We start from the raw sequence: 23,304 nt of genomic DNA, 5'->3' as shown, positions 1-23,304 counted from the left end.
GGTTCGTACGACGAAGCGGCCCGGCTCTACCGAGGGGACTTCATGTCCGGCTTCCGGCTGCCGGATGCGCCCGCTTTCGAGGAGTGGATGCTCGTCGAGCGGGAGCGGCTGCGCCAGCACGCCCGCGAGTGCCACCGGGCGTCGTCCGAGCGGAAGCTGCAAGAGGGGGACCACGCCGGCGCCCTCGATCAGGCGCTGCGACTGCTGGCGCTCGAACCCTGGCACGAGTCGTCGCAGCGACTGGTGATGCGGCTGCACGCTCGGCAGGGGCAGTTCGAGGCGGCGCTGCAGCAGTACGAGAGTTGCAGAAGCGTACTCGAGCGCGAACTGGGCGTGGAGCCCACATTGCCAACGAAGCGCCTGCGTGACCGGATCATCGCGGCCCGTCAGCGCCCTGCGGCTCGGCTCCCGCTGCTGGATTCGAAGCTGGTGGGGCGGGAGGCCGAGCTCTCGAAGCTTCGCGGCCTGCTCGCCCGGCCCGAGTGCCGCCTCATCACCATCAGCGGAACCGGCGGAGTAGGCAAGTCCCGCCTGGCGCTGGAACTGGCCCGTGGACTCACCGGGGAGTTTCTCGAAGGGGTCTGCTTCGTTCCGCTCGTGGCGGTCCACGACCGTGACGGGCTGCTCGAGGCGCTGATGGCGGCGTTGGAGGTCGAGCAGCGGACCGGGGCCGATCCCGAGGAGTCGCTCGTCGAAGAGCTGCAGGCGCGCGAAACTCTGCTCCTGCTCGACAACTTCGAGCAGTTGGTGGAGGTCGGGACCGACCTGCTGGTAACGCTCCTGGACGGGGCGCCCGGTCTGAAGATCCTCGTCACCAGCCGTTCCCGCCTGAACCTGAAGCGTGAGTGGCTGGTAGGTCTGAACGGGCTGGACTTCCCACTCTCCGAGGTCGCCCGAGAGGCTGGAACGTTGACCGATGCTGAACTGCTCTTCGCCCAGACGAGCGATCGGGTAGGTGTCAGCCCAGCGGAATCCCCCGACGAGGCGGCAGCTGTCGCCCGGATTTGCCGGCTGGTGGAAGGCCATCCCCTGGCGATCGAACTGGCGGCTTCGGGCCGCTGGAGGATGACCGCCGCCGAGATCGCCGATTCGATCTCTCACGGTATCGAGGCGCTCGGCAGCGATGCTCGGGACCTGCCGGAGCGGTTCCGAAGCGTGCTCGCCGTCTTCGATCACTCGTGGAGGCTACTGTCGGAGGCCGAAAGAAGTTCTCTCGAACGTCTGGCCGTTTGCGCCGGAGGATTCACGGCTCATGCCGCTGCCGAGCTGGCAGGAGCAGATGAACGGTCGCTCGATTCGCTCGTCAGCAAGTCGCTCCTTCGTAGGAGCAACGACGCGAGGTTGGAGTTCCATCCGCTCGTCCGGGAGTTCGCGCTCTCGAAGCTTACTGGACGTCCGAGTGACCTGGCTCGGGCGGGCCGGCTCCACGCCGAGTACTACCTCGAACGGGTCAGAGAGGCACTCATCCGCCGCTGGGAAGAGGACCAATCCTACTGGGCGGAACTGTTGCGCCGCGAGCAGGACAACCTCAGGGCCGCGTTGACCTGGGCCGAGGAGAACGACGCCGGCCTGGGACTCGGTCTGGTCCGCCGCCTCTGGGGCTACTGGCGGCAGTGGGGTCAGTTCCGCGAAGGGAGGCGTTGGCTGGAAGCGATGCTCGCGGCCGCACCTGCCGGCGAGCTGCTTTCGGAACGTTCGGAGGCGCTCAACGGCGCGGCCTCGTTGGCGTTCCTGGAGGGCGACAACGAGGCGGCCAAGGGCTTCTACCTGGAGAGTCTCGAACTGCGCCGGGCCCAAGGAGACGAGCAGGGCGTGGCGATGGTGCTGAACAACCTCGCCAACGTCATCCGTCGTGAAGGAGACCTGGAAGCCGCCGCGGAATACTACTGCCGGAGCCTGGAGATCCGCGAACGGCTGGGTGACGATCAGGGCGTCGCCAGCACCCTGAGCAACCTCGGGCTCACGGCCGAGAGGCGCGGCGAGCTGGAGCAGGCTCACGACCTCTACCGGAGGAGCCTCGATATCAGGCGCCGGGTCAACGACCTCGAGGGGGTCGTCATCGCGCTCTGCAACCTGGGTTTCGTGACCTCGAAACAGCGCCACTACCAGGTGGCGCGAAGTTGGTTCCGTCAGAGTATCGAACTGGAGCGGGAGCTTGGCGGCCGAAGGCTTCTCGATGACAGCCTCGCCGGTCTGGCAACGGTAGAAGCGGCGCTGGGGAGTCCGAAACGGGCCGCGCTACTGCTGGGGGCGGCCGAGACCTTGCGCCGGACGACCGGGAAAGCGCTCGACAACGCCGAGGAGGAAGAGCTGGAAGACACCCTCGCTCGTCTTCGCGAGAACCTGCCGCATCATGAGCTCGAGTCGGCCTTACAGGCCGGCCGCGAGCTCACCCTGGACCGGGCGCTGAAGATCGCGCTCGGTGACGAGGAGGGTGATGGTTGATGCTCACGCGAAAGAGCGCTTGGCCTCTCGCGCTGCGAGCTCGATCATCCGCCTGCTAGGCGCGGGCGCGCCGGCGAAGGCGCACGGGGACCGCTCGCGGAAGGAAGCCCAGCGGCTAGGAACCCTCCGCCGCGACGAGCCCGAGCACCTCGGGCAGCAGCCTCCGGCTGGTGCTCAGCACCCGTTTCGAGTAGATGGTCTCGCTGCCTTGCCAGTCGCCGAAGTAGCCTCCGGCTTCGCGCAGGATGACCGGGAACGGACCGCAGTCCCACGGCTTCACCGAGGGCTCGATCATCAGTTCGATGCGACCGGTCGCTACCAGCAGGTGGCCGTAGGCGTCCGACCATCCCACCCGGTGGTAGCTGGCGTCCTGGATCGCTTCCCAACTCCTGCTAACGCCGTGGCGACGGAAGGAGCCGTTGTCGGTGCATGAGACGATGCCCCGGCTGAGCGACTCGGTATTGGAAACGCGGGTGGGCCGGCCGTTCCAGTGGCAGCCTAGTCCGCTGGCCGCCGAGAGCATCTCATCCAGCGCCGGGAAGTAGGCGACCCCCACGGCGCACGCCCCCTCGATCTCGAGACCCAGGAGCACCCCGTATAGCGGCACGCCTCGCATGAACGCCTTGGTGCCGTCTATCGGATCGATGATCCAGCGGTGTGTCGCTCCCTCTGCGACCTTGTCGCCATACTCCTCGCCCAGCATGGCGTGGGTCGGGAACCGAAACTCGATCCGCGCCCTGATCAGCTCCTCGGCACGCCGGTCGGCCACTGTGACCGGGCTGTCGTCGCTCTTGAACTCCGTTCGCAGGTCGGTCTGGAAGTATCCGAGTGTCAGTCTGCCTGCCTCGTACGCCGTCTGGATCGCGAAGTCGAGGTAACACGAGAGCGGCTCGCTCACGGCAGGAAGATCTCGTCGACCGCGCGTCCCTCCCACGACTCGGCGGGTTCCACGCCCAGGATCGCGGCGATCGTGGGCGCGGTGTCGAGCAGGCTCACCGAACTCTCGATCCGGTGATCTCGTCTTATCCCGGGGCCGGCGATTATCCAGGGGATGTTCATGTCCTCTGCCGCGTCGGTACCGTGCGTCCTGCCGTGACCACCGTGGTCGCTGTGGACCAGCACGACAGTGTCGGAAGGCAGGCTCTCCACGACTTCCCCGATGAGGCGGTCGGCATGCGCCACCTGTTCTAGGTAGCGCTCGCTCATCCAGCCGTGGTCGTGGCCCACCTCGTCCATCGTCGCAAGATAGAGGAAGGCGAAGTCGAAGTCGCCCGAGCTGAGGTGCGGCAAGGCCGCTCGCACCACCAGATCGTCGGCCTCCTCAGGGTTGCGCCGGTAGGCGATCAGTGACGAGACGGCCAGCCGTCCCGGTCGACTGACGTCCCGGAGCGGTTCCCATGAGTAGAAGCTGCAGCACTTGCGGCCGGCCTCCTGCAGCACGTCGATGAGTCCCGGCACCGGCCGCGCCATGGGAGTGAAGGTGTTCTGGACGATGCCATGCCGCTGCGGGGGCACGCTGTGGAAGATGCTCATGTGACAGGGGAGGCTCACCGAGGGCATGACCGAGCAGGCGCCCAGCGTGTAGGCTCCCCGGCTCATGAGAGAGAGCAGGTTGTCGGCACGGGCGGCCGAGATGGCGTCCGGGCGCATGCCATCCGAACTGATGTAAAGGACTCTGGGCATCTTATCGCTCCTCAACTCGAGCTGTGCGCTCGGTAAGCTGGCAGGCTCGCTCTACCCAATCGAGCCATTCGTAGTACTCCGCGTCCCGCTCTCTTGCCGAGGAGCGGGGCTCGATGCGAACAGGGGCGGCGACGGCCTCGCGGACCTCGTCCCTGCCGAACAGGCCCGCGGCGATACCGGCCATCGCCGCCGCCCCCAGTGCCGTGGCCTCACGGTTGGGGGAGAGAAGCAGCGGGAGTCCGAGCAGATCGGCCTGTCGCTGCATCAGGTAACGGTTGGAGGTGAGGCCGCCGTCGACCCGGAGGCCAGCTACCGGTTTCCGAATCCCCGCGCTCCAGGCGGCTTCGAGGATGTCCCGGACCCGCAGTGCGATCGAGTCGAGCACCGCCCGCACCAGATGTGCTCTGGTGGTGCCGCTGCTCAGGCCGGCGAATGCGCCGGCGGCTTCCTGCTGCCACCAGGGTGCTCCCAGCCCGCTCAAGGCAGGCAGGAACCGGACGTCTCCCGCGTCTTCGACGCTCTCGGCCAGGTCGGCGGTCTCGCCTGGGGCGGCCAGCAGACCAACCTGGATCAGCCAGTTGATGGCGGTGCCGGCGGTGAAGGCGCCCCCCTCGACCGCGTAGACCCGATCGTCGGCCTCGCTCCAGGCGGTTATGGGCAGGAGTCCGGCAGGCGGGGTGGGTGGTGTGCCGCCGGCGTTGGCCAGGGCGAAGCAGCCGGTGCCGTAGGTGACCTTGGTCTCGCCCTCCGCGAAACAGGCGTTGCCGGCCAACGCCGCCGGCTGGTCGACGAGGCTGGCGGTCCAGGGCAGGGGCCTGCCCCAGGAGGGGTGTTCGAGCTCGCCGCGGGCACCCAGCGATGTCCGGACGCTCGGGAGCGCCTCGCGCGGCACTCCGAAGTGGTCGAGCAGCTCGTCGTCCCAGTCGTCCCCGCCGGGACCGAGGAGCTGGGTGCGCGAGGCGGTCGAGTGATCGGTCAGGTGCGTTCGCCCGGCGAGTCGCCAGCCGATCCAGGCGTCGAGTGTTCCCAGCAGCAGCGAGCCCGCCTCGCGCGCGGCCTGCACCCTGCGGTCGTGTCTGAGCAGCCAACTAAGTTTCGATGCCGAGAAGTAGGCGTCGAGCCGCAAGCCGCTCAACTCACTGATCGCCTGGCCCTTCCCGGCTCGCTCCAGCGCGTCCACCACCGTAGAGGAGCGCCTGTCAGACCAGACGATCGCCGGCCCCAGCGCCTCCCCGGTCGAGCGGTCCCAGGCCACCACCGTCTCGCCCTGGTTGGCCAGGCCTGCGGCTCGCACCTCCTCCCCGCCCGCCACCTGCAGAACTTCGGCGACCGTTTCCACCACAGTGGCCAGGATCTCTTCGGGCTCCTGTTCGACCCAGCCGGGGCGTGGGAAGCGGTTCGGAAGGTCGCGGTAAGCCCGGGCCAACGGCGTCAAGTCGTCGCTGAGGGCGAGGCAGGTGGTGCCGGTAGTGCCCTGGTCGATGCCTATCAGCACGGCGTCCCCACGTTCCTAAGTGAGTTGAGCCGCTCCCACCACGGTTCCGGCTCCAGGTCCGGTATCTCCGTCCTGCTCACCGAAGGTTTGACTTCTAGACCGCGCTCACGCAGCATCGCCAGGACATGGCGGGCGATCCCGAGGCAGGCCGAGAGACCGGTCGAGCGGATCGCCGCCACGTTGAGCAGCGACGGAGTCGACCGGGACCACTCGATGATGTAGTTGCGCGGCTGCCCTACCGGCCGCAAGCCCGCCCAGGCGTTCACCCGGTCGAGCTCGAGCAGTGGTGGGAACAGATTGCCGGCCCGCTGGCGCACCTCCTCGAGGCAGTCGCGCCGGGGTCGCCAGTCTTCCTTGTCGTCCTGGTCTATGGCGCTGGGGCCGGCGCACAGGTAGCCGTAGATCGTGGGGAAGACCAGGACTCCCTTGCTGTAGGGGGATGGTACCGGCAGCAGGATGTGCTCGACCAGGGACGCACTCCCTTTCGCGAAAACGACGAACTCGCCGCGCCGCGCGGTGATGTTGAAGCTGTCGTCGCCCGAAACCTCGTCGCCGTAGAGCCCGGCGCAGTTGATCACGAAGCCGGCCGAGATCCGGCCGCGCTCCCCATCGACCTCGGCCCCCGCCGGACCCTCTACCACCCGTTGCACTCGCCAGCCGTATCTGCTCACGGCTCCGGTGCAGAGCAGTCGGCGGGTGACCTCGAAGGGATCGGTTATCGCCTCACCTGGAACCAGCAGGCTGCCTTTGGCGGCCGCCCCCGGCTCCAGCTGCCGGGTCTGCTGTTCGTTCAACAGGCGCACTTCGACGCCGTTGCGCTCGGCGTTCTCGGCTATGCCGGGCAGGCGCTCCAACTGCTCCTCGTCCGACGCCACCAGCAGCGCGCCGGTTTCCCGGTAGGGGATGCCCAACTCGTCGAAGAGGGGCCGCCACAGCCGCCCCTGCTCCAGGATCAACTCCGTCTCCAGAGTGCCGGGCGGGGAGTCGAAGCCGGTGTGGAGGATGCCGGAGTTCGAGCGACTCGCCCCCGGCGCCGGTTCGGGGCCGGCCTCCAGCACCAGGGTGGAAGCGCCTGCCCGAGCTAGCTCGTGCGCGATCGCCGCCCCTACCAGGCCGGCGCCTACCACCGCCACATCGAAGTGCTCGGTTGTCATAGGGGTGAACTCCCGGGCGCATGATCTATCGCCCCTTGCAGGTCGAACTGGTCGAAGAAGTGGCAGGCGACTGCCTGCTTCGGACCCACCTCGACGAGCTCGGGGCGCTCAGTGGCGCACCGCTCCACCGCGAAGCGGCAGCGGGTTCGGAAGGGGCAGCCCGAGGGCGGGTCGGCGGGGTCGGGCAGTTCACCGGTGAGCAGTCGCGGCTTCATGGGGGTATCGGGGTCGGCCATTGGGATGGCGGAGAGGAGGGCCTCCGTGTAGGGGTGCCTGGGGGAACGGAAGATGGCCTCGGTGGGACCGATTTCGACGATCCTGCCCAGGTACATGACCGCGACCCTGTCGCTCACCTGCGACACCACCGACAGGTCGTGGGCGATGAACAGGTAGGTGAAGCCCAGATCTCGCTGCAACTCCGAGAGGAGGTTGAGTATCTGCGACTGGATCGAGACGTCGAGAGACGACACGGCCTCGTCGCAAACCACGAACGACGGCTCGAGCACGAGCGAGCGGGCGATGGCTATGCGCTGCCGCTGGCCGCCGCTGAAGGCATGCGGATGCCGGCCCAGGTGCTCCGGCGAGAGGCCGCAGCGAATGGCGATATCGCGCACCTTCTCGCTCAGCCTCGCTCCCTTCGCCAGTCGGTTGGCGACGAGCGGTTCACCGATGATGTCCGCCACCGTCATGCGGGGGTTGAGCGAGGAGTAGGGATCCTGGAAGATCATCTGCATCTCGCGCCACACCCCCCGAAGGCCCCGCCTGTCGAGCTCGAGCACCTCGATGGAGCGGCCGTCACCGGTGAAGTACCTGACCCTTCCCTGCGTCGCCGGTACCACTCGCAGCAGCGCCCTGCCGAAGGTGGTCTTGCCGGAGCCGCTCTCGCCTACCAGGCCGAGCGTCTCGCCACGTTCGATGGTGAGGCTCACCCCATCTACCGCCCGCAGCAGGCGCTTCGATTCGCCGCGTTGTCCGCGGCCTGTAGGGAACTCCACGGTCAGGTTCGAGACTTCCAGGAGGACGCCGCCGGAACTCTTACCCGGCTCGAGCACTGAGCCGCTACTCCCGACTCGGATCCCCGCAGGTTCGGTAGTGGGCCGCTCAGTCATAGAGGTGGCAGCTCACGCGGTGTTCCTCGCTCAGGTAGCGGTCCTCGGGTTCGTGAAGTTCGCAGCACCCGTGGATGAACGAGTCGCAACGCGGGTGGAAGGTACAGCCCGAAGGAAGGTCGAGCAGACCGGGTACGTTGCCCCGGATGGTCCTCAGTTCCGCCGCTCCGTTGCGTCCCAGCCGCGGCGTCGCCGCCAGCAGTTCCCGGGTGTAGGGATGGGCGGGCTGCCGGAAGACTGCTCGTTTGTCCCCCTGCTCGATCAACTTTCCGGTGTACATCACGGCCACCTCGTCGGCGATCTGAGCGACCACGCCCAGGTCGTGAGTGATGAAGATGATCGCCATCTCGAACTCGGTCTGCAACTCGAGCATCAGCTCCAGCACCTGGGCCTGGATAGTGACGTCGAGCGCGGTAGTCGGTTCATCGGCTATCAGCAGGGCGGGGCCGCAGCAGAGGGCCTTGGCGATCATCGCCCGTTGCCGCATGCCGCCCGAGAACTCGTGCGGGTAGCGGTCCACGGCGCGCCGCGGGTCGGCTATCTGCACCCTGTCAAGCATCTCGATGGCGCGCTCCCGTACCGCTTTGGAGTTCAGGTCGGTGTGCGCGCGCAGAACGTCTGCTATGTGCTCGCCGATCGTGTGCACCGGCGAGAAGGATGCCATCGGCTCCTGGAAGATCATGCCGATCTCGCTTCCGCGGATGCTGCGCATCTCCCTTCCGTACGGTCGCAGCGCCGCAAGGTCGACAGTGCCGGCGCGCCGGGAGCGGAAGTTGATGCTGCCCTCGTGGATCCTCATGGCGTTGGGCAGGAGGCGCATGAGCGAGAGGGCGGTAACGCTCTTGCCCGAGCCGCTCTCGCCGACGAGGGCGAGGACCCGGCCGGAATCGAGGCTGAAACTGACGCTGTCGATCAGCGCCACCAGGCCGGCGTCGACGCGCAGCGCGACGGTGAGATCCTCCACCCGAAGGAGCGGCTCGCCGGTCATCGAACGCTGCCCCCCTTGGCGTGAGGGTCGGCGGCGTCCCGCAGGCCGTCGCCCACGAAGCTGAAGGCGAGCACGGCGAGGACGACGAAGATGCCGGGTATCAGGAGCCAGGGCGTGTGAGCGATGGAGCGCACGTTCTGGGCGGCGAAGAGGAGGACCCCCCAGCTCTCGACCGGCTCGCGCAGTCCCAGGCCAAGGAAGCTGAGGGCGGTCTCGGCCAGCAGGATCTCGGGGAAGGCGATGGTCATATCGACGATCAGATAGCTCATGAACGAGGGCAGCAGATGACGGCCGATGATTCGGGCATCGGTGCAGCCCGAGAGGCGGGCGGCGATCACGAACTCCTCGTTACGCACCGCCAGCAGCTTGCTCCTGATGGTCCGGGCCAGCCACGTCCAGCCGATGAGCGCCAGGATCACGGTGATCGCAAGATAGGTCTGCAGGGGAGTCCAGGTCCGCGGCACGGCGGCACTGAGCGCCATCCACAGCGGCAGGGTCGGTACCGACCGGATGAATTCGATCAGCCGCATGATGACGCTGTCGATCAGGCCCCCGTAGAGTCCTGCGATGCCGCCGATTATCGATCCGAGGATGAAGGCGATCAATACACCCACCGCTCCGACCGAGAGGGAGACCCGGGTCGAGTACAGGGTCCGGGAGAAGAGGTCTCGTCCGATGCTGTCGGTGCCGAAGAGATGGATCGTGACGGAGTCGGTGCCGAACAGGTGCAGGTTCGTGGGGAAGAGTCCCCAGAACTCGTACTCCTGGCCGTGGACGAAGAATTCGATGGGCACGATCTGGTCGAAGTCCGGTGTGGTCAGTAGGCGCAACGTGACCGGGTCGCGCTCTATCTTGCGCCCGTAGATGAAGGGGCGCAAATGAAACCTGCCCTCGCTGTCGACGAAGCGGATCGGCGTCGGGGGACCGTTGAGGTAGTCCGCGGTGCGAGTCCCGGAGGCGTACGGCGCGATGAAGCCGGAGAACAACCCTGCAAGAACCATGAGGCCGAGTACGGCGAGGCCCAGCATGGCGAGCCGGTGACGTTTGAAGCGCCACCAGACCAGTTGCCACTGGCTGGCGCTGTCGTAGCTCCGCAGGCGACCCTTGGGCCGGTGCAGGAAGCGGGGAGCGGCGACGGTCTTCATGCCGAGAGCTTTATGCGGGGATCGAGCAGGGCGAGGAGCAGGTCGGACACGAAGGTTCCGATGATGGTGAGGGCGCAGAAGATGAACACCAGGGCGCCGGCGAGTTGCATGTCCTGATTGAGCAGCGACTTGAGGAAGAGGGGCCCGGTATCGGGCAGGCCCAGGACCACACCCACGATCGGGGCGCCCGATATCACGTAGGTGAGACGCCAGCCCAGGGTGGCGACTATCGGGATGAGGGCCAGCCTCACCGGGTACCTGATGAGCAGTCGCAGCGGCGCGATCCCCCCGGCCTTGGCCGACAGGACGTACATCTTGTCGAGCTCGTCGAGGAGGACCGCCCGCATCGAGCGAACGAGGAAGGCGGTCCCGGCGGTTCCGAGGACGACTACCGGTACCCACAGGTGGGCCAGCAGGTCGAGGAACCGGGCCCAGCTCCACGGTTGCCCTACGTACTCTGGTAAGAAGAGGCCACCCACGCTCTGGCCGAACCACTGCTGCCCGAAGTACATGAGGATGAGGGCGAGCAGGAAGTTGGGTGTGGCGAGCCCGATGTAGCCGAGCAGCGAGAAGCTGTAGTCGGCCACCGAGTACTGCCGCACGGCCGAGTAGATGCCGATGGGAAGAGCTACCCCGTACATGAAGAGCAGGGTCGAGAAGGCGAGCAGCAGGGTGAGCGGCATGCGGCTGGCGATGAGCTCGGTGACCGGTCGCTGCCACTCCCAGGAGTAACCGAAGTCGAACCTCAGGAGTATGCCGCTCATCCAGGAGAGGTACTGCTCGTGCCAGGGCCGGTCGAGCCCCAGGGAGTGGCGCAGGTTGGCGAGGTCGGTCCGGCTGAAGGCGCCGCCCGCCTGACTCTTCTGGGCGACGTAGGCGTCGGCGAAGTCACCGGGTGGCAGCTGGATGATGACGAACGCCACCACCGACACCGCCAGCAGGGTTCCGGCCATCGACAGCAGCCGCCAGCCTACGAAGCGAAGACCGCGCATCCTTGTTTCCCCTCAGCCCGCAACTAGCAGGCGTGGAATGGGCTGGAGGGGGAGGTAATCCCCTCCAGCCGCTGGACTCGTCGTCAGTCGCCGAAATACCACTGATCGACTCGCACCGGGTAAGTGCGTCCCCAGTTGTAGTGCTGGACGGGCCATTCTGTTACGTTGCGCAATCTGTTCGAGACCACCGTTGGGCCCGGAAGCCGGGAGACGAGGCCGATGATGGTGAGGTTCTCGAGGTTGATATCCACCATCTCACGGCCGATCTCCATGTAGCGCTCGCTGCCCGGTTCGACCGTGCGCCACTCCTCCGCCAGCTCGAAGAGGCGCTTGGCCCAGTCGGGTGGCTCCTCACCCTCGGCTCCGCCGCTGTTCCGCCAGTTGACCCAGGGCACACCGAAGAGCGGGCCCGTCTGGGTGTAGGGGGGCACGTAAGTGTCGATCTGGCTGATCATGTTGGGCTCGAACGGCGCGTCCCACTCCATGTTGATGTCGTTCTGGTTGTTCCAGGCCTTCTCCCGGGTAAGGGCGCTGGTGACTTCCCTAACCTGCACGGCCACGCCCACGTCGCGCCAGTAGTCGCTGACTAGTTGAACCAGGTTCGAGCTTGCGAACTGGGTGGAGTACTCCCACAGGATCTGCAGGGGGCGTCCGTCGGGCCTCATCCGCATGCCGTTGGCGCCCCGCTCGAGCCCCATCTCGTCGAGCAGGGCGTTCGCCCGCTCCGGGTCGTAGTCGATCATGTACGACTCGTCTTCATCGGTGGTGAAGGGGGACTCCGGCGGCAGCGCCTGCATCGGGGTGCCAAGCCCGAAGTAGAGCGTCTGGTTGATCTCCTCCCGGTCTATGGCGAGCGACATCGCCTGCCTGAAGCGGACGTCGCTGTAGATCTCGCGCAGGGCCGGGTCGGGATGGGTGATGTTGAACGCTATGAAGCTGCCGACGGCACCAGGAGGTGTCCGCAGCGTGTAGCCGCCTTCTGCCTCCCCCTCCTTGAGCAGGGGGTAGTCGGCGAAGGCGACGCCCTGTGCCTTCTCGTCGACCTCCCCGTTGAGGATCGCCAGCAGGTTCAGCTCTGCGTCGAGGAAGCGCTCGTGATGACGGTCGATGTAGGGAAGTTGCTGGCCCATCGTGTCGATCTTGAAGTAGTAGGGGTTGGCTACGAAGACCCTCTGCTGGGTGTTGGCGTCGACCTCGAGCAGGTGGCTCTCGAGGGTGGGACGGTTGACGGCGTCGGGCGCCAGCACCTCGGCGTCCTTCCATTCGTCCCAGGCCTGGTCGAAACGTTGTGCCCAGCCGTCGAATCCGGCCTCCCTGGCTTCTTCGTCGGCGTTCTCGTTGTAGGCGATGTGCAGCGGTTCGTAGTAGTGGGCCGGGGCGTATGGCGCGAAGTAGGAGCCGCCGGTGGCGAAGTAGTGAAGGAGGCCGGGGGCGGGCGCTGCGAAGTGGAAGGTGAAGGTGAGGTCGTCGATCTTCTCGACCACCACCGGTTCCCCGGCGACGAGCCAGGGATCGGGCACGGTGGGGTGGAGCTCTTCGTTCTTGATGATGTCCTCGATGTAGAACACCACGTCGTCGGCGGTGAACGGTTCGCCGTCCGACCAGCGATGGCCTTCCCGCAGGACGAAGGTTATCGAGCTGAGATCCTCGTTCCACGACCACGACTTGGCGACGTTGGGAACGATGGTGCTCAGGTCGTCACTCATGCGTACGAGGTTCACCTGACGCCAGCTGAGCAGTTCCGACGTGCCCGACTCCGGAGCGCGCGAGGTACCGCGGAGCGTACCTCCGTAGCTGCCGCAGTCGTCATAGGGCAGGACGACGAGGGGCTCGGCGGGAAGGCGGTCCTCCGCCGGTGGCAGCTCTCCTGCCGCCACGGCATCGGCGAAGAGTGGATTCTCGCTGAACGCGAGCGACTCTTCGGTCTGCGCCTCGAACTCCGCCAGCTCGAGCTGCTGTGGCCACTCGCTTATCAGGCCCTGCGGATCGGAGACCGTGGGGCACTGCTGCGCGACGGCGCTGACGAGGATCGTCGCGGCCATCGTGAACAACAGGGCGAGCGATGACCTACGGAGCGAGGGTGTCCTTGAGGATGGTTCGAGCACGTCGTCTCTCCTTACGTCCCGGTGCTGTTCCGGGTGCCGGTCTCACCTAAGGAGGCGGCTGACAGGGAGCGTGTCGCGACCGGTGCCGGGCGGCTCGTGGGTTCGAGGAGATGCCATCGGCGTTCCGCGCACCAGGCGAGGAGTTGCGGGCGGGCTTGGGTTGACATCCTTTCTGAACTAGGACTCCCCGCTCTCAGAGTTCGCGGGTTCACCGGCAGCAGAAAATTGGTATAGGCCAGAGTCTAGACAAGTACTTGGGAGTTGTCAAGCTTGGTCGCCCGGTGGTGGCCGGCGCCCGGTCCATCGACTCCCAGGTTCAGCTCTCACGACCCTGCGCGAGCGCGGCGCACGGTCAGACGGCGGCCTGAGCGATTGGCACGTGGTGGGAGCAGCGTGTGCCCAGCACGAGACCAGTCCGCACGCTCACGCTGATCAGCCGCTCCAGTTCCTCAGCCGGTTAAGCCGCTCCCACCAGGGAACCGGCATCGACTCTGCCGCAGGCGTGAGCGGGCGAAGTTCTCGCCCGCGTGATTCCAGTCCTCGTTCCTCGAGCAGTCGTAGAGCCAGGCTGGAGAGGCCGAGGCAGGACGAGAGGCCGGTCGAGCGGATGCCGGCGATGCTGAGCATCGACGGGACGCGGCTCGACCAGCCGACGTAGTAGTTACGCGGATGCCCGACCGGTCGGAGTCCGGCCCAGGCTGCCACAGGCTTTACCGAAGCGAGTTCGGGGAGGATCTCCGCGGCACGGGCGCGGATCCGGCTGAGCTCGTTCGCCCTCGGCCGCCAATCCTCTTTGTCGACCTGGTCTATTGCGCTGGGACCGGCGCACAGACGACCGTGAACAGTGGGGAAGAGGAGAACACCCTTGGTGCGACCGCTGGGGACCGGCAGCAGGATATGCCTGATCCGCTCCGCCGAGCCCTCGCCGAACGCCAGGAACTCGCCACGTCGTGGAGTGATCTGGAAGGCGCCGTCGGCGGCGACCTCGTCGGCATAGAGGCCGGCGCAGTTGATCACGAAGCGAGCAGCGATCCGGCCCGCAGGTCCGGCAACCTCGGCGCCACCGTTCACGCTGCTCACCTCGCGCACCGGCCACTCCAGCCGTACCTCGGGCGTCTGGGACAGCAGCCCGCGCACCACCTCGTACGGGTCGGTTATCGCTTCAGCGGGTACCAGCAGGGCCGCTCGTGCCCGAACGCCAGGCTCCCGCCTGGCTACTTCCGCCCTGTCGAGCAGCGTCGTCTCCACGCCGTTCTGGCTGGCGTTCCGCGCCAGCGCAGGAAGCCGCGCCTCCTGGGCTTCATCGTGCGCCAGTACGAGGGCGCCGGGGATGCGGTAGGGGATTCCCAGCGAGTCGAACACCGGGCGCCAGCGCCGCCCCTGCTCGAGGATCATCTCGGTCTCCAGTGTGCCAGGCTCGGAGTCGAAGCCGGTGCAGAGCAGGCCGGAGTTCGAGCGGCTGGCACCGGCGGCGATCTCGTTGCTAGCTTCGAGCACTGCTGTACGCACTCCGGCCCGCGAGAGTTCCCAGGCGACGGCGGCGCCGACGAGTCCTGAACCAACGATCACCACGTCGAACTGCTCCATATTCGACCTCCCGGCCTCATGGGCCCGGCCCGGACAATGGTCGATCGCCGGCGCCGTCGCGGTTACTTGGTAGCTGCGGTCGTGAACACCACCCTGTCGGCCCGGTAGAAGTCCCGAGCGAACTCGACCGCCGCACCCTCCGAGTTCCAGACAGTTCTGGTGACTCTGAACGACATCACGTCTGGCCGTGTCTCGAGCACCTGGGCTCGTTCGGCGTCGAGTTGCACCAGTTCGAGCTCCTGCCTGAACCGGTGCAGACTCTGGCCGTACTCCTCTTGCAGAAGGTGGTAGATCGAGTATCCGGTAAGGTCGTGGTCCAGCAGTCCGGGGAAGCGGGATGCCGGGAAGTACGACTCCTCGAGCACCAGCGACTCACCGTTCCCGGTGCGCTGGCGCCTGAGTTCGTGTATCAGGTCGTCCTCCCGGAGGTCCAGCGCGTTCGAGACCTCCTTGGCTACCGAACCTCCCGGCAAGGTTCGTGCCACGATCAACTTCGCACCCGGCACTATCCCTACTCCCCGAAACTGATCGCTCAGGCCAGCCGCTACGGAGAGGTCGAGTCTCACCTTCGGCTGGGCGACATAGGTGCCGGACCGGTCCTTCCGCTCGACTAGACCTTGCTGAGCAAGATGCTCGACGGCCGCCCTGGCCGTCATACGGGAGATGGCGTACTCCTCGGCGAGCTTGCGCTCGGCGGGGATGCGGGTTCCCGGTGACAGCTCGCCGGCCGAGATCTGCTCGGCGATACGCTGGGCCACCTGGCGGAACGGCGACGCGTGCTCCTTGCTGGTCGCCTCGTTGCTTCCGTCTGATTCAGGTTGGGACAAACTCGAGATCCTTCCCCGTATGGGAAATTGGTATGGGCCAGTTCGAAGCCGAATGATAGCCAACGCCGGCGGGGCTCGTCAACGTCCGTGAGAGGAGTCGGAAGGGCAAGGAGTGGACGCCGTCAAGGGGTACTACGGCCGTCCCACCCCTGACCGAGGTGGTCGAGCGGATGCCCGAGAGCGTCCGCGACTCGGGATGTTGTAGAACGGGCTCTCTAGCTCCACGGCGTTGAAGTGACGCGCATAGGACTCGAGGGAGTTCGACGAGCGCCCATCTGGCTGTCCTGCTCGTTCGCACCCGGCGAGCCGATTAGCTGGATCGGCCCCTCTACCCATCTACCCTTCTGGTATACTTACACCAGGAGGAATCGTGGCGCTTAACATAAAGAACCCTGAGGTGGAGCGGCTCGCCAGCGAACTGGCGGAAGCAACTGGTGAGAACAAGACCGAAGCGATAAGGAAGGCGCTCGAACTACGGAAGGCCAGCCTGTCGGCTGGAATCAGAGTGGGCAAGCGAGATAGGTGGATCGAGTTCCTCGAATCGGAAATCTGGCCGTATGTGCCAGAAGGGCAGCTGGGCCGCCACCTGAGCAAGGAGGAGGAAGAAGCCATCCTGGGCTTCGGGCCTGACGGCGTATGATTCTCGACTCCAGCGCGATAATCGCAATTCTCGTCCGGGAACCTGAGTGGGATCGGTTGCTGAATGCCCTCGAAGGGGCAGCGACCATCGGCTGCGGCGCGCCGACTCTTGCGGAGACGGGGATCGTCCTTGGGAACCGCTACGGGTTCGAGTCGGCCAAGCTTCACCGGTTCGTGCAGGAGTTCGCCGTAGAAACGGTGACGTTCGGAGGGGACCACTGGAGCCAGGCAGTGCGCGCGTACGAGAGGTACGGGAAGGGCAGGCACAAGGCAGGCCTGAACTTCGGCGACTGTCTCGCCTACTCGGTAGCGAAGCTGTCACGACTGCCGCTGCTTTTCGTAGGGAGTGACTTTGCCGAGACCGACCTCGAGTTCGTAAGTTACTGACGATACGAAATTGCCGCTGCTCGACGAGTGTGTGCGCTTCGAACCGTGGACGCGAGTGGCGAGCATGGACGCCTAGCGGGGCGAGGGTCGGCTGAAATATCGCGCTTGCGCTTCGATATTTCATGAAATATCGAAGTAGAGGATCAGCCTCCATGGGAATGAATATGGTCGAGCACGCCGCGGACCAGCCACACGTCGGAGCTTTCGCACTTGGTCCTCATGGCGCTGACCGACTCCGAATCGAGCGCGTCGCTCGGTCCTTGGCGACCTTTCTCGTACGAATGCGTCCCCCGCCGGAAATCAGAGATGAGTTGGACCTGCGTACCGTATCGGGGGGCAGAGCGTGGAGATCTTCGAAGTGCGCCAAGCGTGGCGGCGGCCAGCTGGAGAGAAGTTCGAGATACCGGTCGCCAAGGCTACCTACGTTCGGCGGCAGGACCACTGGCACGTTCAGACGCCGAAACCTCCGCTCGATACCCTCGATACTTCAATCGACCGGCGTCACCAACCCCCTCCCCTCGAAGTGCGCCTTCAGGTTCTCGACCACCAGCCTTCCCATCGCCTGCCGAGTCTCGAAGGTGAAGCTCCCGATGTGTGGGGTGAGTATCACGTTCTCCAGCTTCCGCAACTCCTCGGGGACGTGAGGCTCGTCCGCGAAAACATCCAGCGCCGCCCCGCCCAGCCGGCCGTCTCGCAAAGCGTCGATCAACGCCGACTCGTCCACGAGTGATCCCCGCGCGATGTTGACCAGTACGCCGGAGGAACCGAGCGCCTCCAACACGGAGGCATCGACGACGCGCAGCGTCTCCGGACGCGCCGGCGCGCACACCACGAGATAGTCGCTCATCCGAGCCAGCTCCAGCAGACTTTCCACCCGCGGTACCGGCGCATCCTCCTTCGGCCGCGGCTGGTAGTAGCGGACGTTCATCCCGAACGCCGATAGACGCGACGCCACCGCTCGCCCGATGCGGCCGAGCCCCAAGATCCCGGCGGTCTTGCCGCGCACGCTCCGCGGCATCGCCAGCGGCACGCCCTCTTCCCAGTCGCCCGAGCGGACGTGGCCGTCCAGCCGACATAGCGACCGTGACGCCGCGAGCAGCAGAGTTACGGCTAGGTCGGCGACGTCCTCCGTGAGTACGTCGGGCGTATTGCTGACCTCTACTCCCAGCTCGCGGGCTGCGTCGAGGTCGACGGCGTCGACTCCCACGCCGTATACGGCGACTATCTCCAGGTTGGGAAGGCGTTCCATCAGATTGCGGGAGATCCCGTCTCCTCCCGTGGTAGCAACGCCGCGTACTCCCTGCGCAACTTCGGAGACGAACTTCTCCCGCTCCGCCGCAGGCACCCGCCACAGGTGGTGACACTCGAACGATTCTTCCAGAGCGGCCATGGTTTCCGCCGGCGCCATCTGCTTGATCACCAGGATTTCGGGTTTCATCTTCACTTCCTAACTATCGGCTTCGGGGGGTGCGCTGCTCTGACGGACCATCAACTCGGTCTGGATCAACCGTTCTACCGACGGCCGGTCCGGATTCTGCATCCTGTCGACCAGCACCCGGGCGGCTTCTCTGCCCACCGCCTGCGGTCGGGTGGCGATCGAGGTAAGGGTGGGCCGAGAGACGTCCGCCTGTTCGAGATCATCGAATCCCACCAGCGCGAAGTCCCGTCCAACCCGAAGGCCTCGGTCGTGGGCCGCGGCCATCACTCCGAAGGCGACTCGGTCGCTGTAGGCGACCGCGGCGGTTGGTGGTTCCGGCCCTTGCAACAACCGGGAAGCCGCCTCGTAGCCCGCCTGCCTTGTCACCGGGCAGGCGACGATGGGCCCGGGCTCGAGCCCGTGTCGCGACAACGCCGATGCGAACCCAGCGTGGCGCTCACGAACGGCAGAGTGGGGCAGGTCGCCGCCTATGAACGCTATCCGGCGGTGGCCCAGCTCGATCAGGTGCTCGGTCGCCCTGATGCTGGCAGCCTCGAAGTCGATTCCCACGAAGTCTCCGCGGCTATCCTCCACTCGCCTCAGCACCTCGACGATGGGCGTTCCCGAGCTGCGGATCCGCTCCAGGTGCGCGGCTTCAGTTCCCGGCGCGGCGCACACCAGCAGTCCGTCTACCCCGTGCTCGCGCAGTCTCGCGATGTAACGTTCTTGCGAGTCGTGCGATTCGCTGGTGTCGACGAGCAGCAGCACCCGGTCAGCCTCGTCGAGGGTGCTCTGGGCGCCGGCGACCATGTCGGCGAAGAACGGGTTGGCGATGTCCCCCACGACCATGCCTACGACCATCGTCTGCCTGGAGCGCAGGGACGCGGCGCCCCGGTTGTACACGTAACCGAGCGCCTTCACCGCCTCGAGGACACGCTCGCGGGTGGTGGCGGCGGGGAGCAGACTGCCGCGCAGCACCAGCGACACTGTCGAGCGCGAGACCCCGGCGTGCCGTGCCAGGTCATCGAGCGTGACTACCTTGCGTCTGGTCCTGTCGCTCACCGGAGCCGGCCTACTTCAGTTCGCCGGCGCCCAGGAAAACCTTGAGCTCCTCGGTCCGTGGTGACCCCAGCAGCTCGCTTGGCGGTCCCTGCTCCCAGATCTTGCCCTGGTGCATGAACAGGATCTCGTCGGCCACTCCCTTGGCGAAGCCCATCTCGTGCGTTACGAGGATCATGGTCATGCCCCTCCGCGCCAGCGACTCGATAACCTTGAGCACTTCGCCGGTGAGTTGCGGGTCGAGGGCAGAGGTGACTTCGTCGAACAGCATCAACTGCGGCTTGATGGCAAGGGAGCGGGCTATCGCCACCCGCTGCTGCTGCCCGCCTGAGAGCTGGTCGGGCAGGGCGTCGCGCTTCTCGGCCAGGCCAACCTGCTCCAGGACCTCGAGGGCGACCTCCTGGGCTTCGCGCTTGGGCGTCTTCTTGACGATGCGCTGCGCCAGCGTCACGTTCTCCATTACCGTCTTGTGAGGGAAGAGGTTGTAGCTCTGGAAGACCATGCCCACCTTCTCCCTGAGCGCCCGAAGCTGGCGCGGCGGACAGGGAAGATCCTGTTCGAGGACTTCGAGCTTCCCGCCGTCGATCGATTCGAGGCCGTTGAGGCAGCGCAGCATCGTGCTCTTGCCCGAACCGCTGCGTCCGATGATGGCTACGACCTGGCCGCGGTCGACTTCGAACGAGACGTCGGAGAGGACGGTCAGCTTCCCGAAGCGTTTCACGACGTTCTGTGCCTTAGCGACTGACATTCAACCTTCTCTCCAAGGTCTGGCTGTAACGGGACAGCACGAAGCAGATGACGAAATAGATCGCCGCCGCCGCCAGGTAGGTCTTGAGCGGCTCGAAAGTTGCGTTGCTTATCAGCTGCGCCGAGCGGGTCAGCTCGATCAGGCTTATCAGCGAAGCAACCGAGGTCTGCTTGATGAGCTGGACCAGGAAACCGACGGTGGGGGGCAGCGATATCCGGAACGCCTGCGGAAGTATCACGTGGCGGAGCACCTGCCAGCGGGTGAACGCGAGCGACTCCGACGCCTCCCACTGTGCCCTCGGTATCGCCTCGATGCAACCGCGCCAGATCTCACCCAGGTAGGCGGAGCTGTAGACCATCAGGGCGATGGTGGCGGCAACCAGCGGCCCGAGCCTGATGCCGAACAGCGCCAGCCCGTAGAAGGCCATGAACAGCAGGATCAGCACCGGGGTGCCCTGGATGATCTGGATGTAGACGGCGACGATGTTCCTGACGATGGCCGAGCGGCTGGTACGCAGGAGCGCCACGATGAATCCGGCCATCCCGCCGGCCACGAATGCGATGAGCGACAGGTAGATGGTCCAGCGGGTGGCCTTGACGAGGAGCCAGAAGGCGGGCAGTCCGAAGTCGGTGATCATCTTGCTGCCCCCGACTGCCCCAGGCGCCGCCAGCGCCGGAACGACATGTAGCCGATAGCGCGGAAGAGTCCCTTGAAGAGGAGGGTAAGCGCTATGTAGAGGAGCGCGACCACCGAGTAGATCTCGAAGCTGCGGAAGGTGAGCGACTCGAGGGTCACCGCTCGGCCGGCCAGCTCATTGAGTGCGATCGCAGAAAGCAGGCTGGAAGCCAGCATCATCAGGATGAACTGGCTGGTGAGCGCCGGATAGACGTTCTCGATGGCTGGCGGCAACACGACGTGACGCATCATCTGCCACCTGGTCATGCCCAGGGCAGATGCCGCCTCGAGTTGGAGCCGGTGGATCGACTCGATGCCGGCGCGGATGATCTCGGCAGAGTAGGCGCCGAGGTTGATCACCATGGCGATAATCCCCGCCTGCAGCGCCGTGAGCTGGATGCCGATGGCCGGGAGTCCGAAATAGACGATGAAGAGCTGAACGAGGAAGGGGGTGTTGCGGATCGCCTCGACATATCCAGCGACGATCGCCGCCAGCGGTCTGGGGCCGATCGCGCGGGCGACCGCGCACAGCACTCCCAGCACGAACCCGAGGACGATCGCGGCGACCGTCACGCCCAGGGTGAGGAGCGCGCCGGAGAGCAGCAGATCGAAGTTGGCGATGACGGGCCGGAAGCTGAAGTTGTACACGGTCGCCCTCTACTCGGGTGGGAGGTCAGCTCTGGAGGAAGAAGTAGTCATCAGATAGTGGGGCTGCGGACATGGGATCGTCCGCAGCCGGTGGTGACTAGAAAACGGGCAGTTCGGGCAGCGGCTCGCCGATCCACTTCTGGCTGATCTCGTCGAGCTGGCCGTTCAGCTTGACCCAATAGATGAAGTTGTTCAGCCACTGGTGCAACTCGAAGGCGTCCTTGCGGACCGTCATCGAGTTCGGCTGCTGAGCGAAGGCGAACTTGATCTCATAACCTTCCTCGCCTCGCTGTTCGAGGATCGAGTTGGCCGTGATGTTGGGGATGGCAATAGCGTCGACCTGGCCGCTGAACATGGCCTGGGCGGCGGTAGCGTCGTCCTGGAAGCGCTGAATGTCGGTGCCCTCGACTGCCAGACGGCTGAGCTGCACGTCCTGAGGGCTCCCTCGCGGGACTCCGACGCTAACGCCCGCAAGGTCCTCGAGGCCCTCGTAGTCGGCATCGACCGGAGCGACGATGGTCATGAGGAAGGCGCTGTACGGCATGGTGAACATCACCGACTGGGCGCGCTGGGGCGTGGGGCCCAGGGTAGCTACCAGTATGTCGACTCTCCCGGCCTGCAACGCCGGGATGCGGGCGGGCGGGGTGAGGCCGACGATCTCGACGGGCACCCCCAGGTACTCGCCGATCAGATTGGCGACATCGACGTCGTAGCCGATGACCTCACCCGCAGCGTTGATGCTGCCGAAAGGCGGCACCCCGGTCACCACGCCGATTCTCACGCGGCCGGCGTCGAGGATCTCGTCGACCGTCTGGGCTTCGACGAGTGAAGCGCCGGCCAGCAGTACCAGGGCGAGAGCGAGAAGTTTTCTTCCGATGCCTTGCATTATCCGTGAGCGCATGTAGCTCCTCTCGAACGCACCTGGCGGCACAGTTTCCCGCATTCGGTCTCCAAGTCTTGGACCGGTCTAAGTAAAGACGCGGGTTCGGGCCTCGACCGCGAGGTTGCGACAGGCGAATCGTGATATTTGGACCGGTCTAAGGCAACCATATGGGGCATGCAGCCGGACCGTCAAGCGGGGTCCGCCTGTTCTCGTACACAGTTCCGGTGCCTGTTGGTTACTCTGCCGTACAGAGCGTTCCGCTCCATGACCAGGAGGAGACGGCTTTGCAGTACAGGAAACTCGGCACGACCGATATCGACGTTTCGACGATCTGCCTGGGATGTTACGTGTTCGAGGGCGGAATGACATGGGGGGATCAGCGCGAGGATGACTCGATCGCGACCATTGAGGCTGCCCTCGACGCCGGCATCAACTTCTTCGATACAGCCGAGGCGTACGGTGACGGGTTCTCGGAGGAGTTGCTGGGTCGTGTCCTCGCCGGCCGCCGCGATGAGACCGTGATAGCTACCAAGGTCAGCCCCGACCACCTCGGGTCGAAGCAGGTCCGTGAAGCGTGCGAGCGGAGTCTCCGGCGACTCCGGACCGATTACATCGACCTCTATCAGGTGCACTGGCCGAACTGGCAGGTGCCGATGGAGGAGACGATCGGGGCGCTCGAGGAGCTCAAGAGGGAGGGCAAGGTGCGTGCGGTCGGGGTGAGCAACTTCGGCGTTCGAGACCTGACCGACTTCCTGGAGCACGTTCACCCCGAGACGAATCAGCTTCCCTACAACCTGCTGTGGCGCGCCGTCGAGTTCGAGCTGATCCCGATGTGCGCTGAGGAGAACGTAGGAGTGCTCACCTACAGCTCTCTGATGCAGGGGTTGCTCACCGGCAAGTTCCCGACCGCCGACGACGTCCCCGAAGGACGCGCCAGGACCAAGCTCTACTCGAAGGACCGCCCCCTCAGCAAGCATGGCCAGCCGGGACTCGAAAGCGAGACGTTCGAAACGATCTCCCGCTTGAAGGAGTTGGCAGAAGAGGCTGGCTACCCCCTTGCTCAGCTGGCCGTCGCCTGGCTGCTGCGGCAGCCTGCGGTCACCTCCGTCCTCGTGGGCGCGCGAACGCCAGAACAGGTTAGGCAGAACGCACCGGCAGCCGACGTCGACGCTCCCGCCGAGTTGTTCGAACAGATGACCGCGATCACCGATGAGCTCAAGCAGCAGGTGGGCAGCGATCCGGACATGTGGCTGGCGGAGTCGCGGTTCCGCTAGATACCGCAGGGTCTCACAGAAGCGGGTCGGGCTCTCGGGACGAA

21 protein-coding genes are annotated in these 23,304 nt (G+C 65.8%); 4 read left to right on the top strand and 17 right to left on the bottom strand.

Annotation, left to right across the window (positions count from 1 at the left end):
- On the top strand, positions 1 to 2,445 hold a 2,445-nt coding region (locus VF168_05925; protein HEX7003704.1), incomplete at its 5' end, for a tetratricopeptide repeat protein.
- Between the two features lie 115 nt (positions 2,446 to 2,560).
- Here VF168_05925 and VF168_05920 read toward each other — a convergent pair.
- The 11 genes from VF168_05920 to VF168_05870 all read right to left on the bottom strand — a co-directional run bounded on the left by VF168_05920 (position 2,561) and on the right by VF168_05870 (position 15,530).
- Positions 2,561 to 3,343 carry an inositol monophosphatase family protein gene (locus tag VF168_05920; protein ID HEX7003703.1) on the bottom strand — a complete coding sequence of 261 codons (783 nt, stop codon included), beginning with the start codon at positions 3,341 to 3,343 and terminating at the stop codon, positions 2,561 to 2,563.
- Positions 3,340 to 4,128: an alkaline phosphatase family protein gene (locus VF168_05915; GenBank protein ID HEX7003702.1), complete on the bottom strand. Its 789-nt coding sequence runs from the start codon at positions 4,126 to 4,128 to the stop codon at positions 3,340 to 3,342. Before VF168_05915 ends, VF168_05920 begins: the two co-directional genes overlap by 4 nt.
- A 1-nt stretch (position 4,129) precedes the next feature.
- Positions 4,130 to 5,623, bottom strand: coding sequence for an FGGY family carbohydrate kinase (locus tag VF168_05910; GenBank protein HEX7003701.1), 1,494 nt, complete (start codon positions 5,621 to 5,623; stop codon positions 4,130 to 4,132).
- Entirely contained in the window at positions 5,617 to 6,777 is a 1,161-nt protein-coding gene (locus VF168_05905) for an FAD-dependent oxidoreductase (protein ID HEX7003700.1), read from the bottom strand. Before VF168_05905 ends, VF168_05910 begins: the two co-directional genes overlap by 7 nt.
- On the bottom strand, positions 6,774 to 7,829 hold the full coding sequence (locus VF168_05900) for an oligopeptide/dipeptide ABC transporter ATP-binding protein (protein ID HEX7003699.1): 1,056 nt from the start codon (positions 7,827 to 7,829) through the stop codon (positions 6,774 to 6,776). The genes VF168_05905 and VF168_05900 overlap by 4 nt, the downstream gene beginning before the upstream one ends.
- A gap of 49 nt (positions 7,830 to 7,878) precedes the next feature.
- The gene (locus tag VF168_05895) at positions 7,879 to 8,874 is read right to left on the bottom strand and encodes an ABC transporter ATP-binding protein (GenBank protein HEX7003698.1); all 996 of its coding nucleotides are present in this window, start codon (positions 8,872 to 8,874) and stop codon (positions 7,879 to 7,881) included.
- Positions 8,871 to 10,019, bottom strand: a complete 1,149-nt coding sequence (locus VF168_05890) for an ABC transporter permease (GenBank protein HEX7003697.1) — start codon at positions 10,017 to 10,019, stop codon at positions 8,871 to 8,873. Before VF168_05890 ends, VF168_05895 begins: the two co-directional genes overlap by 4 nt.
- Positions 10,016 to 11,011 carry an ABC transporter permease gene (locus tag VF168_05885; GenBank protein ID HEX7003696.1) on the bottom strand — a complete coding sequence of 332 codons (996 nt, stop codon included), beginning with the start codon at positions 11,009 to 11,011 and terminating at the stop codon, positions 10,016 to 10,018. Before VF168_05885 ends, VF168_05890 begins: the two co-directional genes overlap by 4 nt.
- 83 nt (positions 11,012 to 11,094) lie before the next feature.
- Entirely contained in the window at positions 11,095 to 13,053 is a 1,959-nt protein-coding gene (locus VF168_05880; GenBank protein HEX7003695.1) for an ABC transporter substrate-binding protein, read from the bottom strand.
- A 495-nt stretch (positions 13,054 to 13,548) separates the two neighbouring features.
- On the bottom strand, positions 13,549 to 14,703 hold the full coding sequence (locus VF168_05875) for an FAD-dependent oxidoreductase (GenBank protein ID HEX7003694.1): 1,155 nt from the start codon (positions 14,701 to 14,703) through the stop codon (positions 13,549 to 13,551).
- A gap of 62 nt (positions 14,704 to 14,765) precedes the next feature.
- On the bottom strand, positions 14,766 to 15,530 hold the full coding sequence (locus VF168_05870) for a GntR family transcriptional regulator (GenBank protein HEX7003693.1): 765 nt from the start codon (positions 15,528 to 15,530) through the stop codon (positions 14,766 to 14,768).
- 370 nt (positions 15,531 to 15,900) lie between these two features.
- Between VF168_05870 and VF168_05865 the strand changes: the two genes are divergently transcribed.
- Both VF168_05865 and VF168_05860 read left to right on the top strand, forming a co-directional pair.
- The gene (locus VF168_05865; protein ID HEX7003692.1) at positions 15,901 to 16,170 is read left to right on the top strand and encodes a type II toxin-antitoxin system VapB family antitoxin; all 270 of its coding nucleotides are present in this window, start codon (positions 15,901 to 15,903) and stop codon (positions 16,168 to 16,170) included.
- Complete coding sequence (locus VF168_05860) at positions 16,167 to 16,556, top strand: type II toxin-antitoxin system VapC family toxin (GenBank protein ID HEX7003691.1); 390 nt, start codon at positions 16,167 to 16,169, stop codon at positions 16,554 to 16,556. The genes VF168_05865 and VF168_05860 overlap by 4 nt, the downstream gene beginning before the upstream one ends.
- 487 nt (positions 16,557 to 17,043) lie before the next feature.
- On the opposite strand, the gene VF168_05855 is transcribed toward VF168_05860, so the two are convergent.
- The 6 genes from VF168_05855 to VF168_05830 all read right to left on the bottom strand — a co-directional run bounded on the left by VF168_05855 (position 17,044) and on the right by VF168_05830 (position 22,046).
- Entirely contained in the window at positions 17,044 to 17,994 is a 951-nt protein-coding gene (locus VF168_05855; GenBank protein ID HEX7003690.1) for a 2-hydroxyacid dehydrogenase, read from the bottom strand.
- Between the two features lie 9 nt (positions 17,995 to 18,003).
- Positions 18,004 to 19,035 carry a LacI family DNA-binding transcriptional regulator gene (locus VF168_05850; GenBank protein ID HEX7003689.1) on the bottom strand — a complete coding sequence of 344 codons (1,032 nt, stop codon included), beginning with the start codon at positions 19,033 to 19,035 and terminating at the stop codon, positions 18,004 to 18,006.
- Between the two features lie 10 nt (positions 19,036 to 19,045).
- Positions 19,046 to 19,780, bottom strand: a complete 735-nt coding sequence (locus tag VF168_05845; protein HEX7003688.1) for an amino acid ABC transporter ATP-binding protein — start codon at positions 19,778 to 19,780, stop codon at positions 19,046 to 19,048.
- Positions 19,767 to 20,417 (bottom strand): amino acid ABC transporter permease, encoded by a 651-nt coding sequence (locus VF168_05840; protein HEX7003687.1) that lies wholly within the window; start codon positions 20,415 to 20,417, stop codon positions 19,767 to 19,769. The genes VF168_05845 and VF168_05840 overlap by 14 nt, the downstream gene beginning before the upstream one ends.
- Positions 20,414 to 21,103, bottom strand: coding sequence for an amino acid ABC transporter permease (locus VF168_05835; protein ID HEX7003686.1), 690 nt, complete (start codon positions 21,101 to 21,103; stop codon positions 20,414 to 20,416). The genes VF168_05840 and VF168_05835 overlap by 4 nt, the downstream gene beginning before the upstream one ends.
- 97 nt (positions 21,104 to 21,200) lie before the next feature.
- Positions 21,201 to 22,046, bottom strand: coding sequence for a transporter substrate-binding domain-containing protein (locus tag VF168_05830; protein ID HEX7003685.1), 846 nt, complete (start codon positions 22,044 to 22,046; stop codon positions 21,201 to 21,203).
- Between the two features lie 164 nt (positions 22,047 to 22,210).
- On the opposite strand from VF168_05830, the gene VF168_05825 reads away from it, so the two are divergent.
- Positions 22,211 to 23,260, top strand: a complete 1,050-nt coding sequence (locus VF168_05825; protein ID HEX7003684.1) for an aldo/keto reductase — start codon at positions 22,211 to 22,213, stop codon at positions 23,258 to 23,260.
- Positions 23,261 to 23,304 lie beyond the last annotated feature (44 nt).

The sequence above is a fragment of the Trueperaceae bacterium genome (assembly GCA_036381595.1).
Taxonomy (GTDB): Bacteria; Deinococcota; Deinococci; order Deinococcales; family Trueperaceae; genus DASVCN01.
Note: the sequence above shows the minus strand (reverse complement) of the source record. Positions and strands in the feature narration are given on the sequence as shown.

Coding starts and splice junctions, on each gene's coding strand:
- VF168_05915 (HEX7003702.1), bottom strand. CDS start 4,128: ATGCCCAGAGTCCTTTACATCAGTTCGGATGGCATGCGCCCGGACGCC.
- VF168_05905 (HEX7003700.1), bottom strand. CDS start 6,777: ATGACAACCGAGCACTTCGATGTGGCGGTGGTAGGCGCCGGCCTGGTA.
- VF168_05895 (HEX7003698.1), bottom strand. CDS start 8,874: ATGACCGGCGAGCCGCTCCTTCGGGTGGAGGATCTCACCGTCGCGCTG.
- VF168_05890 (HEX7003697.1), bottom strand. CDS start 10,019: ATGAAGACCGTCGCCGCTCCCCGCTTCCTGCACCGGCCCAAGGGTCGC.
- VF168_05885 (HEX7003696.1), bottom strand. CDS start 11,011: ATGCGCGGTCTTCGCTTCGTAGGCTGGCGGCTGCTGTCGATGGCCGGA.
- VF168_05880 (HEX7003695.1), bottom strand. CDS start 13,053: ATGGCCGCGACGATCCTCGTCAGCGCCGTCGCGCAGCAGTGCCCCACG.
- VF168_05875 (HEX7003694.1), bottom strand. CDS start 14,703: ATGGAGCAGTTCGACGTGGTGATCGTTGGTTCAGGACTCGTCGGCGCC.
- VF168_05860 (HEX7003691.1), top strand. CDS start 16,167: ATGATTCTCGACTCCAGCGCGATAATCGCAATTCTCGTCCGGGAACCT.
- VF168_05855 (HEX7003690.1), bottom strand. CDS start 17,994: ATGAAACCCGAAATCCTGGTGATCAAGCAGATGGCGCCGGCGGAAACC.
- VF168_05845 (HEX7003688.1), bottom strand. CDS start 19,780: ATGTCAGTCGCTAAGGCACAGAACGTCGTGAAACGCTTCGGGAAGCTG.
- VF168_05840 (HEX7003687.1), bottom strand. CDS start 20,417: ATGATCACCGACTTCGGACTGCCCGCCTTCTGGCTCCTCGTCAAGGCC.
- VF168_05830 (HEX7003685.1), bottom strand. CDS start 22,046: ATGCGGGAAACTGTGCCGCCAGGTGCGTTCGAGAGGAGCTACATGCGC.